This window comes from Agromyces neolithicus (assembly GCF_039529735.1).
In the GTDB taxonomy this organism is placed as follows: Bacteria; Actinomycetota; Actinomycetes; order Actinomycetales; family Microbacteriaceae; genus Agromyces; species Agromyces neolithicus.
In genome coordinates this window covers 218,863-234,839 of record NZ_BAAANJ010000009.1, presented here as the reverse complement: position 1 = coordinate 234,839, position 15,977 = coordinate 218,863, and the positions used below count along the sequence as shown (strand labels likewise).

At 64.2% G+C, this 15,977-nt stretch carries 10 protein-coding genes; 3 read left to right on the top strand and 7 right to left on the bottom strand.

Translation table 11 applies throughout. From position 1 onward, the window contains the following. Positions 1-139: 139 nt before the first annotated feature. Together ABD164_RS13315 and ABD164_RS13310 are read right to left on the bottom strand one after the other, a co-directional pair. Positions 140-829 carry a hypothetical protein gene (locus ABD164_RS13315; protein ID WP_344296776.1) on the bottom strand — a complete coding sequence of 230 codons (690 nt, stop codon included), beginning with the start codon at positions 827-829 and terminating at the stop codon, positions 140-142. Continuing rightward, positions 798-6,923: a hypothetical protein gene (locus ABD164_RS13310; RefSeq protein ID WP_344296775.1), complete on the bottom strand. Its 6,126-nt coding sequence runs from the start codon at positions 6,921-6,923 to the stop codon at positions 798-800. Before ABD164_RS13310 ends, ABD164_RS13315 begins: the two co-directional genes overlap by 32 nt. A gap of 526 nt (positions 6,924-7,449) precedes the next feature. Here ABD164_RS13310 and ABD164_RS13305 point away from each other — a divergent pair. After that, positions 7,450-7,992, top strand: coding sequence for a hypothetical protein (locus tag ABD164_RS13305; protein ID WP_344296774.1), 543 nt, complete (start codon positions 7,450-7,452; stop codon positions 7,990-7,992). Positions 7,993-9,132: 1,140 nt separating this feature from the next. Here the strand turns inward: ABD164_RS13305 and ABD164_RS13300 are convergent. Beyond that, a complete protein-coding gene (locus ABD164_RS13300; protein ID WP_344296773.1) occupies positions 9,133-9,684 on the bottom strand; it encodes a hypothetical protein in 552 nt (183 codons plus the stop codon). A gap of 304 nt (positions 9,685-9,988) precedes the next feature. Next, entirely contained in the window at positions 9,989-10,729 is a 741-nt protein-coding gene (locus tag ABD164_RS13295) for an alpha/beta fold hydrolase (protein ID WP_344296772.1), read from the bottom strand. 73 nt (positions 10,730-10,802) lie between these two features. Here ABD164_RS13295 and ABD164_RS13290 point away from each other — a divergent pair, with 73 nt between their 5' ends. Beyond that, positions 10,803-11,495, top strand: coding sequence for a helix-turn-helix transcriptional regulator (locus ABD164_RS13290; protein WP_344296771.1), 693 nt, complete (start codon positions 10,803-10,805; stop codon positions 11,493-11,495). Positions 11,496-11,662: 167 nt separating this feature from the next. Here ABD164_RS13290 and ABD164_RS13285 read toward each other — a convergent pair whose 3' ends face one another. The 3 genes from ABD164_RS13285 to ABD164_RS13275 all read right to left on the bottom strand — a co-directional run bounded on the left by ABD164_RS13285 (position 11,663) and on the right by ABD164_RS13275 (position 14,436). Beyond that, complete coding sequence (locus tag ABD164_RS13285; protein ID WP_344296770.1) at positions 11,663-12,601, bottom strand: SMP-30/gluconolactonase/LRE family protein; 939 nt, start codon at positions 12,599-12,601, stop codon at positions 11,663-11,665. 286 nt (positions 12,602-12,887) lie between these two features. Beyond that, positions 12,888-14,051 (bottom strand): MFS transporter, encoded by a 1,164-nt coding sequence (locus ABD164_RS13280; RefSeq protein WP_344296769.1) that lies wholly within the window; start codon positions 14,049-14,051, stop codon positions 12,888-12,890. 22 nt (positions 14,052-14,073) lie between these two features. Continuing rightward, a complete protein-coding gene (locus ABD164_RS13275) occupies positions 14,074-14,436 on the bottom strand; it encodes a metalloregulator ArsR/SmtB family transcription factor (protein ID WP_344296768.1) in 363 nt (120 codons plus the stop codon). Positions 14,437-14,526: 90 nt separating this feature from the next. On the opposite strand from ABD164_RS13275, the gene ABD164_RS13270 reads away from it, so the two are divergent. Beyond that, positions 14,527-15,906 (top strand): FAD-dependent oxidoreductase, encoded by a 1,380-nt coding sequence (locus ABD164_RS13270; RefSeq protein WP_344296767.1) that lies wholly within the window; start codon positions 14,527-14,529, stop codon positions 15,904-15,906. Positions 15,907-15,977 lie beyond the last annotated feature (71 nt).

Here is a 15,977-nt window from a genome sequence, read left to right as displayed (position 1 = left end):
CCGCGGGCGCCACTTGCTCGCAGCCACACGACCGGCGTTTGCCACGAGACGTGAGAGATTCGTCCGGCTCGCCCTCTGGCCGCAAGCTAGAGGGTCGATCCGGCGGCTCTAGTGGCCAGTCCCGAGCTCATCAGGAAACTCATGTGCTTGATCTCGTTATCCGCGAGGACCGGGCTGTCGAGGCGGAGCTTTCACCGTGCTCGGAATCCATCTTCGCGAGCTCGACATGTTCGATCGTTTTCCGGGCAGCGCGTGCTCCCTGCTCCAAATCCCTTAGTCGATTGAGGAGATCTGCTCGGCGTTCGTCCGGGCCTGCGCTTCTTGCGACCATTCGATTGAGGAGGGTTCGGAGCGCCTCGTCCGCCTCGCCGCCACCCAGCAGGTCGGCATAAGACCGCCACGACGATTCGTCGTTGGCCGCGTGCAACTGAAGCTCCGTGAGCATAGCCGAGGAGACGGCTCCCGCCGCTGCGCTCAGGCTCACAAGCTCCATAGCGATACTCTCGAAGTTGCTGTCTGCGGGAGGCCGGTCTGCATTCTCCGCGCGCGGGAATGGGTAGCCGGATGCAAGGCGATCAATTCGATCGATGAACCGCAGTATCTCGGTATAGCGCAGGAACGGCTGATGCCTGAGCGGCGCGGATGCTCGGCTTGCCCAGAGCCGCAGCACCAACTCGGCGATCTCGGCATCGTCGGCCGAATTCTCTGCGGCCAGTCGTCGGTCCAACAAATCGCTGAGATGATGCGCCATCCAACGGCCCAGAGTGTCAGTTTCGTCGAGCTCCGCGGACAGCGCCCTACCGAGTTTGAGGACGTCCTCGGAAATCAATCCATCCTCGTTCAGGCCGGTACTCGAAGACTCGGAAGTAGTGCCCAACTCGATCAATCCCTTCCTCATGGATACCTTCACGCGACCGCCCACTGAGCCGCCGGTCAATTGATACAACGGAGACCAAAGCTAGCTCGCGGGCTGTCAAGAGCGTGTCTAGGTGGCCGTAGGTCATGGTGAGTCGCGATCCAGATCTTCCGCGATCGCGAGAGCCGTGATCGTCCCATGCTTCTGACCAGGCGACCACGCGCTCGTCGCCATCTCGCCACGTCACCCGCGGTGGTGTTGCGTCCTCAACCGCATTCACGATCTCAGCGTCAAGGAGCGGAGGAGGATAGGTGAGATTGCCGACCGCCCGATCGTGCTTATCGAGCCCGTCGCGACCATCGACGAGACGCACCCACGGTTGAAGGGTGAATGGGTCGGTTTCATCACGAGTCTTGCCGTCACTCTCAAGGAGATCGTCGTCGTCCTCGTCGACTTCTCTCGTGGTGGGTATTCGGAAGTCCCAGAGGTCGCGATCGAGCTGGAGGGCGCGAGTGTAGGCGGACGCGAGCGCGGCAGGCGCGAGGACGGACTCGACCCGCACACTCTCGGACCGTGAGTAGCCCGAAGAGTCGTACGCAGCCCAACAGACGAAGCTCGTGTCTGAGTGAAGGAGGTTGGACGAGAAGTCTTCAGGTTGCACGCCCCATCTCCAGAGATGATCGTCGCCGCCCTCCTCGATGGAGTGAAATGGGGGTGACACACGCGTCTCGCCGATCCAGTAGCCGTCGGGGCGAACGATCCGATGCTCTTGCAAACGGTGAGTGAACTCGTCTACATCGTCGCCCTCGTGTTGTCTGGCCGGGTATGTTTCGGCGGCCTGCCCGGCGACTGTCATGAGCGCGTGCAGCGAGAGATAGTGGTCGAGGTCGTGTACCGGCGGATTGGCATATCGGTCGTACGTCTCTTCATGTCGAAATACACCAATGCGGTGCCGTGCGTCTTCGTCGCGCTCACCGCGTTCCGCCCGTCGCCAAGTGTTAGTGATGACGTCGCTGGCTTCGCGCTCGACCTTCTCCCGGTCCAAACCGAACGCATCAGCGAGGTGATGGATTTGGTTCTCGCGGAAATCCCAGTCGAACCGATAATCGACCTCGGGCTTGTTGAACTGATCCCGGCCGCGATAGCTCCATTCGGTCTGGACTGGTTCGAGCGGAGGCCACGAGGTTGGTGTGCGTTCGTCGATCGCAGCGGTTACCTGCAGAGCGAGCGGGGTGAGGATCGCGTGAGTAGGAGCGGCGAGTACGCGTTCAAGGAACGGCACGAATGGTCGGAGGCGATCGACCAGTTCTGAGCTAACGGCAGCCCGGCGCAAGGCGATAAGGAGGAACCAGTCTGCGTGCAGAGCATAGAACTCGAAAGCGGGATCACCGGCTTGGCAGTCCCCTCCGGCCCTTGCGAGCGCGCTCAGCTCGATGATGACGTCGTGCTGGCCGACTCGCAGGAGGCCAAGGACTGCAAACGCCGCATCCCAGCGGGTGGCCGTCGCGGGGTCGGCGAGTGCACCCCACACCAAGCGCGCGGTGGCCGCAGCTATCGAGTTCGACAAGCCTGGGACGTCGACTGGAGGCAAATCGAGAGATGTTGCTCGGATTACCGCGTCGAACTGCTCGAGGGCATCGTCCAGGAGCGGGAGCGTCGCCTCCGAACCAGCAAGCTCGGCCAAATTTACGCTCATTGCGTAGTAGCCCTCAACCGAAGTCGGCTCTTCTGCTCGAGTCCACACTGAGAAGCTCCGCTCCATGACGTGCTCGACGGGCTGGTCAAGCATCAGCGCGGCTTCAGGGAGAGGAAGTGCCTGGTAGGAGGATGTGACGACGTCAAACGCGAACCTCGTAACGATCTGGCCGACCACGTCCCTGATCGCTCGTTGTTCCGGAGCTGTAACACCTTCCAGCGCGTGCAGCGCCTCGATCGCGGCCTGCCCCATGTAGCGATCCTCGATTGCATCCGCTAGCGACCGGATCGCCCTCGACCGGTCGTTGGTGGCGATCGGCGGCAGGGCGATGGTGAACACCGCCGTGCGATCGAGACCGTTCTCATAGGTCGAGAGAGCGAATGCCTGCTGCCAGGTGAGCTGGTCACTGTAGTGGAGAGCCGCGAGCTGCTGTCTGGTCCGACGTGCGCGGCGCCTCCGGTCGCGCCTATCGCTCTTCGGCTCCTTGTAGCCGAGATCGGTGTAGGAGCGCTGGTCCCCCCGCCATGGCCGGAAGGTAAGCGGTCGGCCGAGCGTGCTGGCGAATGTACAAAGCGCCTGGTCAGACTCGGGCGAAACACCACGCCTGTGAAGCACAGAAATGGCATGCATCAGGGCGGCTTCTTGCTGAGATGTCGAACTATTGGTGAGAAGGGTGCCGAGGGCCTCACTGTGCAGCGCGGCAACGGCGAGGGCGAGGTCAGGGTACGCGCGAAGCGCATCGCCATCCTCGCGGAGGAGGCCGGCCAGAGACTGCTCGAGCGTCGCGATTCGGCGATCTCGCCACCGGGATGTGATATCGATCGCTGCAACTGGATCGACCGCTGCTATCGCGCGAAGCGTTTCAGCGGGGCTCAGCTCTAGCAAGTCCGCTCGCTGGATCGCCTCGCTCGCCCGTGCGATACGAACCATCTGTGCGGTGCTGGGTTGTGCGGGCGCAGCGAGCCGGGCGATCTCGGTGGTGGCGCGCCACTGCAGGTGGATCTGATCTCCGACGAGTTCGGCAGAGTCGAGAGCCTCAAGGAAATACGCACGCGCGTTCTCGGGCTCGAGCGCCCAGCAGGTTCTGGCAAGGTCGACGTACAGCGCTGTCCTCGCGGCTGCGCCTTCGACCTGCGATCGCGACCGCGTCTCGACGAAGCGGACTACTTGGCCTGCTACAGCCCGCCTTTTCGGGCTCTGGTATCGCAGGGCCCGCGCGGCCCGAATTAGGACTGCGTCTCCGAGTAGTCCGCCGTTAACGCGCACCCAACGTTCCAACGACGAGGTGTTGATGAGTCCCTTGGAGGAGAAGCTCGTTTGAACACGCAACATCCATCTGGCATGGAGCCGTGGCGCATCGTGGCCGGCGGGAAGCTTGCGTTTCAGGCTCGGCCGTAGGGCCGCCATGTCGATCGGATCACCGAGGACCGAAATGGCCCACGCGTTCAGCCAGGGGATGGTCGGAACCACGTTGACACGGTAGTCGCGCGTCTCGCGGTCTGACGTGGACTCAATCTTGAGCCCATCTCGGACCCGTTCCGATGCTAGAGAGTCTTTATTGAGGGCTGAATCCTTCAACGCCGCTGCAAGGGCCGAGCCGAGCGCGTACGCCAATCGATCCCGGTGGTGCGGATCTCCAAGATACGCAGGAGGCTGAGCTGGCAGATGCCGCATAAGCACTCTGAGCGCGATTTCCTTCGAAAGCTCCTTCGTCTCCAGGGTGAGTACTACCGCCCCGAGCACAGCCCCAAGTGCGACATCAGGGTCGTCTCGATCCTCGATCGGGAATCGCGCTCTAGATCGTTTGAGGATCGCGGCGACATTGTGGGCAGCGGCATCGCCGAGGATGCGATCGCATGCCCAGATCTCCTGACAGCACGCAAGGACAGCGAGTCGATGGCCGGTGGCTTGTAAGAACTCCTCAAGCACCTTCAGGTCGCCTTGGTCCATGAAACGACGTGCGACGATCCGCATCGCCCCAAAGTGGACCCAGTCGCGGAATCGGGAAAGTTCTTGTTCCAGCCCGGTAGGGCCATGGAGTAGTAGGCGGGCGAGGAGTACATCCGCGATGTCGGAGATGGCAATTCTGGGCTGATCGGCAGCCCGATCGGGCTGCCGAGAGTAGGAGAGCATCCACTCATGGGCGCTCCGCAGTCGTCCGAGCGCTGCACCCCGTGAGTCCGCTCGCATCGCAAGCAGCAGACCCTCGCGAGCGAGGTTGAATCCTGGATTCCCCATTGAGAGTGTGCGGGACGCCACGTACCTGTCGGCCATCTCGAGGTCGAGAGCAAAGCCGGCGAGGTCGCAGTTCTCGGAGACGACCCGGTCGCGGACGGTGCTTGCTTCGTTTAGCCGGCCGGCGCGAAGTGCGAGCCGAGAGGCGCTACCCCATTCCTGGAGTTCTATTGCCGCCCTTAGCGCGTAGACCGCGCGGTTCTCGGCCACCTCTCTCGCCTCTGTGTTGCTCGCAGCCGGGAGTGCTCGATCTGCGAGAGCAAGGTCGATGAGGCTTGCATGTCGGTTACTCTCCCACAGCAGCTGCGGCAGTGCCGACGCCAGGTAGAAGCTCTCAGGAGCGAGCCGCTCAACCCGTGCGACGATCAAGTCAAGTGTTTCCGCGTCCGGCATGAGGTGATGCCGGAAATAGGTCTCCGTGGGCTCATCGCGGAAGTGGAGCGTTTCGCCGACACGCTGAACGGAGAACGGCAGCTCGAGAAGGAAGCTCTCGACAAGGGATGCCGGCACCTCTGCGATTTCTGCCACCGTTGCGAGTCGGATCACGGGGCGGAGGCAGGCAAGAACTGCGCAAATTCTGTCGATTTCGGGGGCGCGTGGGCCGTGCGAGTCTCGAACCGTTGCAAGCGTGGACCGGATCAGCTCGTCGAGGGCGTCAGTTGCATTCGACAGGCCCACCTTTGAAAGGCCACCCAGGACGCTCGAAACCGATGTCCCGGCCCCGATCGCGAACGCTTGGACGCGAGGGTTACCCCAGGTGGCTTCATGGAACTCCGAAGCTTGGAGCTCGGTCACCCCATCGAATTTCAGCGACAGCATTCGTCGGCTTTCCGCAGCGGTGAGTGGGTCAAGTGGAAGGTGAATGGCCTGCGGTGGCGCGGCGAGCGAGGCAGCGCGTTCGGTCCGTGCCGTCAGCACGATCCGCACATTTTCGGGCAACTTCTCGCGCAGCAAGTCGGGGGCGAAGGCAGTCGAACCGATCTGAGATTCAGCGGCCATCACCGAGTTGTCGGCGGCATCGACAACGATGATTAGACGCTTTCCACGGCGGTCGAGGACCGCCGCTGCCTCGCTGACGCGGACTAGGAATGCACGCATGTATTGGGTGGTGTCGGCTGTCCCCGTCGGCAGCAACGGGTCACACAGATTTCTCGTAGCGAGTTCGTTCGCGATCTGAGTGAGTCCTCGACGATGGTCGTGTCGGAGCTGGCTGACTTCGCGATAGCTGCCGCCCGCGAAACAGTCAAAAACGACGACCTCATGGCCCTGATTTCCGCGTGCGTGCAACCAGGCGGAGAATGACGATTTGCCAACGCCTCCTGCGGCGTGCACGACATACGAGCCGGGCGTTTCGACGATCCGGTCCCTCAACTTCTCGTAGGCGACTCGGTCGATCAGGCCCGTGGCATCGAGCACGGTCGGCGCCGGCAACAGATCGTTCTCATCGACCCGAAGTGCAATCAGGACGTCGGCACGCCGGATCGGAGGGTGACCCTCGGTACTTGCCCGATCGGCCACGACCTCCTTCAGCCGCAGCATCAGATCCGAACTCGCTGCAACAAGAAAGCTGCTGCTCTCGAGCGAGAGGAGATCCACTTGCTCGAGTACACCGACTTCGGTGTCATCGAACTCCAGTCGCTCTAGGAATGCGTTCGCATTCGTCCCAAGTGGCTTGATGTAGCGCCGGAGAGCTCTCGTCGATGGATTGTCCGATCCTCCTGAAACGAGTCGCTGCACGGTGCCGGCGACGGACGCCGCGATGGGTCGGTTCGTCACGATCCTGAAAGCCATGGCTGCGATCGGAATCGATCCGGCGCTGAGCAAGTCAGCGCATATGGTTGCGAATCGCGATATCACGTCGCCGAAATCGGACAGAGTCCATTCGATGTTCAGCTGGCGTGTGGAGTGCTTCAGCTGGCTATAAATAACGCGCTGAGGTGCATCGCTGGTGAAGTACTCGGCGACGTCGATCACCTCATCAGCATCGGTCTCGCGATCCGACGGCGCGCGACCCTCAACCACCAGCTCGGTTCGCGTGGTTCCTGGGCGCAAGAGTTCCAAGGCTTTCCGCGCTGCCCAGTAGTAGTGGAACTTGTCGCCCGCCCGGCTCGGGGCGAGAAGGTCAACCTTGGCCATGCAGACTTCCTCATCGGGGCCCCGGGTTCGAACGTGTGGACGGGCCGCTGAGCGCTACCCTATCGACGTCCACCGTCGCAGGGGCGGCGCCACAATACGGCGGTAGCCAACCGCTCATTCGCCCGCTGAGATGAAACAATGACGGACGTAGCTGGTCGGCTGGAAGTCACCGAGCTGTTCTGGACCCAGGACAAGGCCATACGCTTGGATCGATCGAAGTCGGCGGACGGTAGGGGGCGTCTTGACCGATTCTCGCCTGTTGCCCGCAGGGCTTCTGCTTGACAATCGCTCGCGTCCATGCGGAATCTGCGGCACCTACCGTCGGATGAGCAAGACGCACGTTCCTCCTCAAGCTGCGGGCAACACTGCTGGAGTTGAGCGAGCGGACGTAGTATCGCGGCCTGGCGTCGGAATCAGCGCTGGGACGTGGCGAATCGGCGGGATGTGGGTGCGTGGGCTTTGCACGGACTGCAACAGTTTCGCTGGCTCGCGATACGACGCCGCGTACGCCGATTTCGCTCATCGGATGGAGATCTGGCTCAACTCTCGCAGTCGCTTCGCGATTCCAACAGCCCAGGCGATCGATCTTGCCCCAGGACGAGTTTCGCGGTCTGTGCTTTCGGGGATGCTGGGGATTAGCCCTCACATCCGCGTGCTCCATCCGACACTCGCTTCACAGATGGTGGATGGTGGGCCGGTGCGACTTCCAGCTGGGCTGACGCTGCGACTTGCTACGTATATGGGCAGCGGAGCCCAGCTCACCGGACCGATGTTGACCGGGCTGACGGACGGCAGCGGCCGAGCGATTCATAGTCTCGCCGCAATCACGTTCCGACCTCTCTCATGGGCGCTGTCGACCACAGACTCCGATGACGTACTCGCTGACCGAGGGTGGGTTGATGCAACGGCTTGGCTGCTCTACGAGGACGATAGGGACAGTCACGACCTTCGGTGGCTGGCGCCGAGCGGGATTCCCGAGACTCGATCGATTCTCCACGCACCGTCCAACACCGAATTCCAGATGTACTCGAAAGAGATCGCACCGATCATGGTCGGCCGCATTCCCTGATATGCGAACACCGAATCCGCAGAATTCTGTGCCATTAATGTGCCATTAAATGCGCGAAAACCAACTGAAACCAACTGTGACCGTTTCAAAGAATCCCTGATCAGCGCGATATCGCATCATTAGAAACTGAGCGAAAGCCGCCCAGGCTCACTGAAAATCGAAAGGTCACCGGATCGATGCCGGTCGGAGCCACAGTCAAAACCCCCGGTTTACCGGGGGTTTTCACTTCTACGAGATGGTGGCCCTGCAGCACGGCCGGCGGACACAGCAGGGTGACGCGAATCCGAGCGCGACGATGGCGGAGCTCAACGGGGTGGCGTCTTCTACGGCTCAGGGCTGGATCACGAAGGCTCGGGAGCGCGGCCTGCTGCCGCCCGGGCGCCGCAGACGGGCCGGGTAACACCCCGACGAGATGGGAGCTGAGCCCATATTCGGGTAGTGGGTCCCAAAGCGGGCTACAGCACCTCTGTGCGTACTCATGCGCGTGCGCACCTGCCAGCCTGACGATCCCCTCAGGGATCGTCTGTTGCAGTTGCGGTGCCCCGGCGAGCAGTTCACCGGGCGAGGTATGCGGCCACGACAACTCGCGCACCGGCGCGCGTGCGGCCCGGCTCGACCGACCGACCGGCGATCGAGAACTGGCTCGGGCGTTGGCGACCTCTCGCCGCTGGTGCCGCAAACGTTCAAAATCTGAGGTTTCGACCTCGCTGGTCACGCCGCCCTGAGGCCGCAGAATCAGGCCTCTCCAGCCCTCATCCCGCTCGTGGTGAGCCTGATCCTGAGTGGATCCTTCACTCACGATGTCGAACAGGATGCCGGAGCCGTCCGGGTTCACACTTGAGCTCACGACTCGAAAGCCAACGAACTCTTGCTCCCAAGCATCGGCCTGCATGGCACGGACCTGACCACCCGGATATGGGCTTGGGATGACGCCGGAGCTCGGTGTCCGGCGGGCCGGCCGCGAGCAGCGACTCCAAGTCCAGACTTGGCGTGCCGTACCACGTGACCGATATCGACTTCCGGTCCAATGCGATGGCCATGGACACGAAGCTGGGGTCGTCCTCGACGGCCTCTTGCGCTTCGGCAATCCAGTCAGACTGCGCGATCGTGACCGCAGGGTAAACGAGCTTCTCGGCGAGGTCAGCGCCTGATGACGCTGCGTCCTCGGGTACTTGGAAGACGTGTCGGCGGTTCTGGGAATGCTGCAGTCTGCGTTGCGAGGTCGAGGAGGTATTCCGTCTCGTACTCCGCGAACTGCACAGTCACAGTCACCGGCCGCTCGCTCACCGAGGACGGGAGTTCGAACACGTGCGTCGTTGCCGCCATGTCTGCCGTGCACGGATCGTGCGGTGACGGACCGAACTCGACCTGCACCTCGTCTGAGCCGAGGACTTGCAACTCGCCCGCGACGGCTGGGCAGCTGCCGCTACCTACCGTGATCACCCCGAACTCCGTGTCGCTTACCCAGCCGACAACCGGGTCACCGTTGAAGAGATCCGGGTCGGGACCCTCCCAACCATCGGGCATCCCCTTCACGACCCGATCGGCCTGGGAGCCGTCGCCGAAGAGGTCGCTGCCTGGCGCGCCGGGGATGCAGCCCGCTAACGCCAACAGCCCCGCGAGCACCATGGCGCTCACTGTCACCCGCATCAACCTTCGAGTACCACGGCGGTCCAAACCTGATGCCTTCATGTTGTGATGGTGTCTCGAAGCGGCCCCTGTTCGACAGCAGCGACTGCTTCGTTATCTACTCGATGCAGAGACCGCTGGCCCACTTCACTGAATCGTGTTCAAACCTCATCGATATTGATGGTGCTCTCTAACCGTCGTTTCTGGTGGCCTGCTGAAGCCGAGCCGCGATGCGGTTCAGAAACATCGAACGGAAGACCCCGTTTCGGCAGCCGTTTGCGGTTGCGCCGCGCTGATCGCTTTGAGATCTTCGTCGGACACATCCCGAGCGGTGGCCGGATCGGCCGCCCCTCGGGATGTGTGCTGTTCAGTTGGTTCGGGAAGCTTCTGACTGAATGACCTGGGCGAGGTCGCGAGGACGGCTCCACATCGGCCAGTGCCCAGTCGGGAAGTCGATGACGTCGACGTTCTGGAGGTTCGCGACTTCGGCGAACATGGGGTGCCCTCCTCGGGCCATGTCCAGCACCTGCGCGCTCGGGATCGAACAGCAGATCAGGGTGGTCGGGACCGTGTTGCGCGCGTCGTTCGTGAACTCGACAGGCTGGCGGAGCACGGGGCCAGGCTCGGGGACTGCTTGGACGCGGAACCGTTCGAGGGCATCGGTGCTCAGGCCTTCAAGGCTCGCCTGCTGTCCGAGGACGTCGAAGGGTGGCAGGGGAAGCTCTTTCACTTCTTCCGGGAGATCTGGGGCGAAGGCACTTCCCGTTGCCATCGGACCGGAGTCGACCCATACCACCCGCTGAACGAGTCCAGGATGCCGGTCGAGGACCAGGCTGACGGGAGCGTTCGCCCCGCTGTGAGCGACGACGATCGCACGCTGCTCCTCGGAGACGTCGAGCCGAGTGAAGGCGTCGATGATCGCTGCGGTTTGATCGTTGAGCGTCTTCGCCGTGCGTTCAGGATCGTCCGCGTCGAGACCGGGCAGTGTGATCGCGATTGCGCGGGAGTGGTCGGTGTTCAGGTGTTCGAGGACGTCGTCCCACGCCCAAGCACCGAGCCAGTGGCCGGCGATGAGGATGATGGTGGGGCGGCTGTTCAGAGTTGTCATGTCTCCACCTTCGTGGGAGCTGCGGGCAGGTGTCTGTCACCATTTATGTCATGAATCTGAGGAATGCTGAGCGATGAAGCGAGCTGAACGCCTCCATGCCTTGTCCGAGATGCTGCGTAGGAATGGATCGCGAGGTTGCTCCGCTGAGCGGCTGGCGAGAGAGTTCAACGTGTCAGTCCGGACGGTCAAGCGAGACCTGGATGCGCTCGAACGCAGCGGCGCGCCCATCTGGTCGCGCCCGGGTCCGGGGGGCGGCTTTGGATTGGCTGTAGGCGCATCTCTGCCGCCTGTCAGCCTGTCCGCAGCGCAGGCGGTAGCGCTCATGGCGGCTGTGGCCGCCGCACCCGATGCCCCTTACGCCGATCTGGCATCAGCGGGGATCCAAAAGATCCTGGACGTCCTCGATCCCCGGACCCGAGCACGAGCCGACGAGCTGGCAAGTCGCGTCTGGGTCAACGCGCCTCACTCCGCTTCGCGCGCGATCCGGTCGGCTTTGGAGGAAGCGATGGCCGAGCAGCGGGTCGTCCGCATTCGCTACACGTCAAGAAACGGGACTACGACGACGCGCGACGTCGAGCCCGTACTGTTCGCCTCTACGAACAACCAGTGGTATCTCGTCGCGTGGTGTCGACTGCGCGACGAGATGCGATGGTTCACCGTGTCTCGCGTCGAGCGAGCCAGTGTGACAAAGACGGCTTGCGGAGGCCACAGCATCCGCGAGGTCGGAGAACCCCCGGCGAACGCCAGACCGGTGCTCGGCCGCTAGGCGGGCAGGTCGACCGATAACGATCGTTTGTGCCCATTGCCTCCCGACGTTTGGGCGCGAACGAGCGAGTGCTCGGCGCCGAGGTTGCGGGGAGACGCCCAAGTGGGCGGAACGTGCGGCGGAAGCGGCCCGAGCGGCGGCCGGCTCGGCGGTCGAGTAGCGAAGCTCTACTCGCGTACTGCGGTCAGCGGATAAAGCGCGCCGTTGAAGGTGACCCGGAGGCAATAGACGGACCGGCCGGCGGTGATGAAGAGCAGATTGCGCTTCGGCCCGCCGAACGCGAGGTTGGCCACGGGCTCCGGCACGAGCAGTTTGCCGATGAGGTCACCATCTGGGGCGAAGCAGTGCACTCCGTCCCATGCGGCGGCCCAGATCCTGCCCTCGGTATCGACCCGCAGCCCGTCGAACCGGCCGTGGTCGCAGGTGGCGTGGATCGCACCACCATCGAGAGTTCCATCGGCCAGCACATCGAATGCCCTGATGTGGCTCGGGTTCTGCCGCGTGTCGGCGACATAGATCCGCTGTTCGTCGGGCGAGAAGGCCAGTCCGTTCGGGCGGGTGAAGTCGTCTGCGACGACGGTCAGATCACCCGTCGACGGGTCGAGCCGGAAGACGTACTGACCGTCCTGCTCCTGTTCGGCAGCGTTACCCTCGTAACCGCCCGCGATCCCGTAGGGAGGGTCGGTGAACCAGATCGTCCCGTCGTGACGGACGACGACGTCGTTGGGGCTGTTGAGCGGCCGACCGTCGAAGGTGTCGGCGAGCACGGTGATGGACCCGTCGTGCTCGGTGCGGGTCACTCGGCGGTTGCCCTGCTCGCACGTGATGAGGCGGCCCTGGCGGTCGATGGTGTTGCCGTTCGCGTAGCCGGAGTCCTCGCGGAACACCCCGACCGCGCCGGTCGTCTCGTCCCAGCGCAGCATGCGCGAGTTCGGGATGTCGCTCCAGACAAGATAGCGTCCCGCTGGGAACCACACCGGGCCTTCGCTCTTGCGTGCTCCGGTGTGGATGCGTTCGACGACGAAATCGCCATCGATACCATCGAATCGATCATCCAAGCGCACGAACTGTGCCTCGATGGTGGGCACGGCACGATCGATCGGCATCCGGATCAGTCCAATCTCGGGCGGCCCAGCCGAACCACCCGTGGGTTTCGTCGTGGGGTGCGGACCGACGGCCCGCACCGCCTCACTTTCCCCACCCGGAACGCGTGTGTTGCTTCGGCACGATGAGGATACCGCGGGAGAGACCGTGGGATGCCCGTCCCGTCAGGCCCGCGCGCCCTGCCCGATCAGGTCGGCCGCACGTTCGCCGATGACAGAGCCGGCGCGTGGGTGTGCCCCGGATGATGGTCGGCATCACCGAGGCATCCGCGACGCTGGGCATGGTCTTTCATGAGAACCGTGCCGTGATCAGGGCGACGACGGCGAGGCCGGCCATGACGAGGGCCATCGCGGAATATCCGCCGACGGCAACGGCGACGACGGGACCGAGCGCGGGCCCGAGCGCTGAGATCGCGGTGATCGGTGCAGCGAAGACACCGTTGATGGTGCCGTAATTGCGGACGCCCCATCGGTCGGCCACCGCGGACCCCTGCACGAGGGTCTGCGCACCGCGAACGGCTCCGGCGACCACGCCGACGATGATGAGGAGCCAGGGCGGCCCGGGTACCAGACCCATGAGCGCGAGGAGTACGACCGCGAGGGCCGAGGTCGTCGCGATTGGGAGCCAGGGCGCGGTGCCATGTGGGATCGCAACGTAGAGCAGGCGGCCGATGACCTGTCCGGCGCCGAGGAGCCCGAGAGCCCAGGCTGCGAGTTCGTAGGTGAGTCCCTTCTCCATGTAGAGCGGGATGATCGCGAGGGTGACGCTGAAGAGCGCGGCGGCGAGGGTGACCATCGAGATCTCGAGCATCAAGAACCGGCGAGTGCGGATCACCGCACCGACCTTGTGCAACGCCTCGCCATCGTGGGCGGCTGGGAGCGGCACCCAGGTGCGCTCGAGGAAGATCACGTGCAACGGCAGAGTCAGGACGAGCAGCACAGTGGCGAGCACGAGGAACGTGGCCCGCCAGTCGAGCACCGTGAGCAGACCCGCCACGCCCGGCGCGAAGACGGTAGACGCGAGCCCGCCGGCGAGAGTGAGAACGGTCATCGCGCCGCGCCTGGAGTCGCCGTGCCGGCGGGCGATGACGGTGAACGCGGCCTGGTAGAGCACGGCTGACTGGGCGAGGCCGCATACGACCCAGCCGAGTGCGAAGATGACGAGATCGGGTGCGGCGCTGACAACCACGAGCCCCACAGCGCCCACGACTGCACCGAGGGTCATGATGAGTCGAGGTCCGCGGTCGTCGAGCCACCGGCCGACGACGATGCCGGCCACGGCTGAGACGATGAGCCCGCCCGAGAAACAGAGCGCGATCGCCGCGATGCTCCAGCCTGTGTCATCGGCGATCGCCGGTGCGGCGATGATCAGTGCGTAGTAGAGGATGCCCCAGCTGATGACCTGTCCGATGGAGAGCGCAGCCAGGCGCACTCCGAGCGGATGTTTCGACACTGTGAGCTACGGGCCGGGAGGTTCAGCGGGAGGCGGTGACGTCGAGCAGTTGGGACAGCTGCCCCAGCGCTCCGGGTACGAGCTTGTAGTAGGCCCAGGTGCCGCGCTTGCTGCGTGTCAAGAAGCCGGCATCCATGAGGATCTTCAGGTGGTGCGACACGGTGGGCTGGCTGAGGCCGACCGGTTCGATGAGGTCGCAGACGCACGCCTCGGTGCCCTCGGACGCGGCGACGATGGACACCAGCCGGAGCCGGGTCGGGTCGGCGAGGGCCTTCAGCTTCTTCGCGAGGTCATCCGCACGCTCGGCGTCGATGGCCTCGCTGGTCAGCGGGGTGCAGCAGACGGCCGCGTCTGGCTGGATCACCGGCAACAAGGTGGTGGACATGTCGACCATCCTAACTGAATATTGACAAACTTCGATGGACTGGTCACACTCAATATCGAAGTTCATCGATGCCTAGGAGGCGCACCCATCATGACGTTGATCGATCTCACCGTGCCGAGCCTGCAGCAGCGCAGTCTCGACACCCTTCCTGTCGCGATCATCGGGGCAGGTCCGGTCGGGCTTGCGGCGGCCGCGAACCTCGTCGAGCGCGGCATCGACTTCGTGGTGTACGAGGCAGGCGACGAGATCGCATCCACCATCCGCCAGTGGGGACACACCCGGCTGTTCTCGCCGTGGAAGCACGTCGTCGACCCGGCCTCGCGTCGTCTCCTCGAGGCGACCGGCTGGCAGTTGCCGGCGGCCGAAAGTCTTCCGACGGGCACCGAACTCGTGGAACGGTACCTCGAGCCGCTCGCCGCACTCGGCGTGATCGCCGACCACATCCGCACCGGCGTCCGCGTCGAGGCAGTCACCCGGCAGGGCATGGACCGCACCCGCACTGCCCGTCGCGCATCGACGCCGTTCCTGCTTCGTGCGCACACTGCCGACGGCGTTGAGGAGTTCATGGCGCGCGCGGTGATCGACACGTCCGGCACCTACGCCCACCCGAACAGCCTGGCCTCATCGGGTTTGGAGCCGCTGGGGCTCGCCGACGTTGCCGACCGGGTCAGCCACGCACTCCCCGACGTGCTCGGCCGTGAGCGCGATCACTTCGCCGGCCGGCACACGACGGTCGTCGGCGCGGGGCATTCCGCGGCCAATACCCTGCTGGCGTTGGCTGAGCTCGCCGAGCAGGAGCCGGGAACGCGAATCACGTGGCTGATCCGCAACGCCAGCGCAGTGCGGGTCACGACCTCCGACGACGACGGGCTCGCAGCCCGGGCATCGATCGGCCGCCGCGTCGACGCACTCGTCGCCGCCGGCAGGATCACGGTCGTCGACCGGTTCGAGATCGTGCGCCTCGGCCGCACCGACGACGGCGTGCGCCTGATCGGCGCCCGGGGCGGCGAGCTGGTCGAGCACGACACCGACCTCGTCGTCAGCGCCACCGGGTTCCGCCCGAACCTCGAAATGCTCCGCGAGATCCGCCTCGAACTCGACGAGATCGTCGAGGCGCCCAAGCGCCTCGCGCCGCTGATCGACCCGAACGTGCACACCTGCGGCACCGTCGAGCCGCACGGATTCGCCGAGTTGCAGCATCCTGAACCGGGCTTCTTCCTCGCCGGCATGAAGAGCTACGGCCGCGCACCGACATTCCTGCTTGCAACCGGGTATGAGCAGGTGCGCTCGATCACCGCGTGGCTAGCCGGCGATGTCGCAGCAGCGAGCAACGTCGAGCTCGTGCTGCCCGAAACCGGTGTGTGCTCGACGAGCCTCGCACCCGACGGCTCCTCATGCGACCGACGGGGCACCAGGGCCGGCGCAGAGCGGCTGCTGCAGTTAGGGCGTGACGCCCGATCGTTGAGCTGACGGATCCCAATGGGAACGAACCCGACCGCCGACGACCGAGATCGCGGCCCCGATCGCGTCCGCGGCGACAA

Coding starts and splice junctions, on each gene's coding strand:
- ABD164_RS13275 (WP_344296768.1), bottom strand. CDS start 14,436: ATGTCCACCACCTTGTTGCCGGTGATCCAGCCAGACGCGGCCGTCTGC.
- ABD164_RS13285 (WP_344296770.1), bottom strand. CDS start 12,601: ATGCCGATCGATCGTGCCGTGCCCACCATCGAGGCACAGTTCGTGCGC.
- ABD164_RS13305 (WP_344296774.1), top strand. CDS start 7,450: ATGGAGATCTGGCTCAACTCTCGCAGTCGCTTCGCGATTCCAACAGCC.
- ABD164_RS13290 (WP_344296771.1), top strand. CDS start 10,803: ATGAAGCGAGCTGAACGCCTCCATGCCTTGTCCGAGATGCTGCGTAGG.
- ABD164_RS13310 (WP_344296775.1), bottom strand. CDS start 6,923: ATGGCCAAGGTTGACCTTCTCGCCCCGAGCCGGGCGGGCGACAAGTTC.
- ABD164_RS13300 (WP_344296773.1), bottom strand. CDS start 9,684: ATGAAGGCATCAGGTTTGGACCGCCGTGGTACTCGAAGGTTGATGCGG.
- ABD164_RS13270 (WP_344296767.1), top strand. CDS start 14,527: ATGACGTTGATCGATCTCACCGTGCCGAGCCTGCAGCAGCGCAGTCTC.
- ABD164_RS13295 (WP_344296772.1), bottom strand. CDS start 10,729: ATGACAACTCTGAACAGCCGCCCCACCATCATCCTCATCGCCGGCCAC.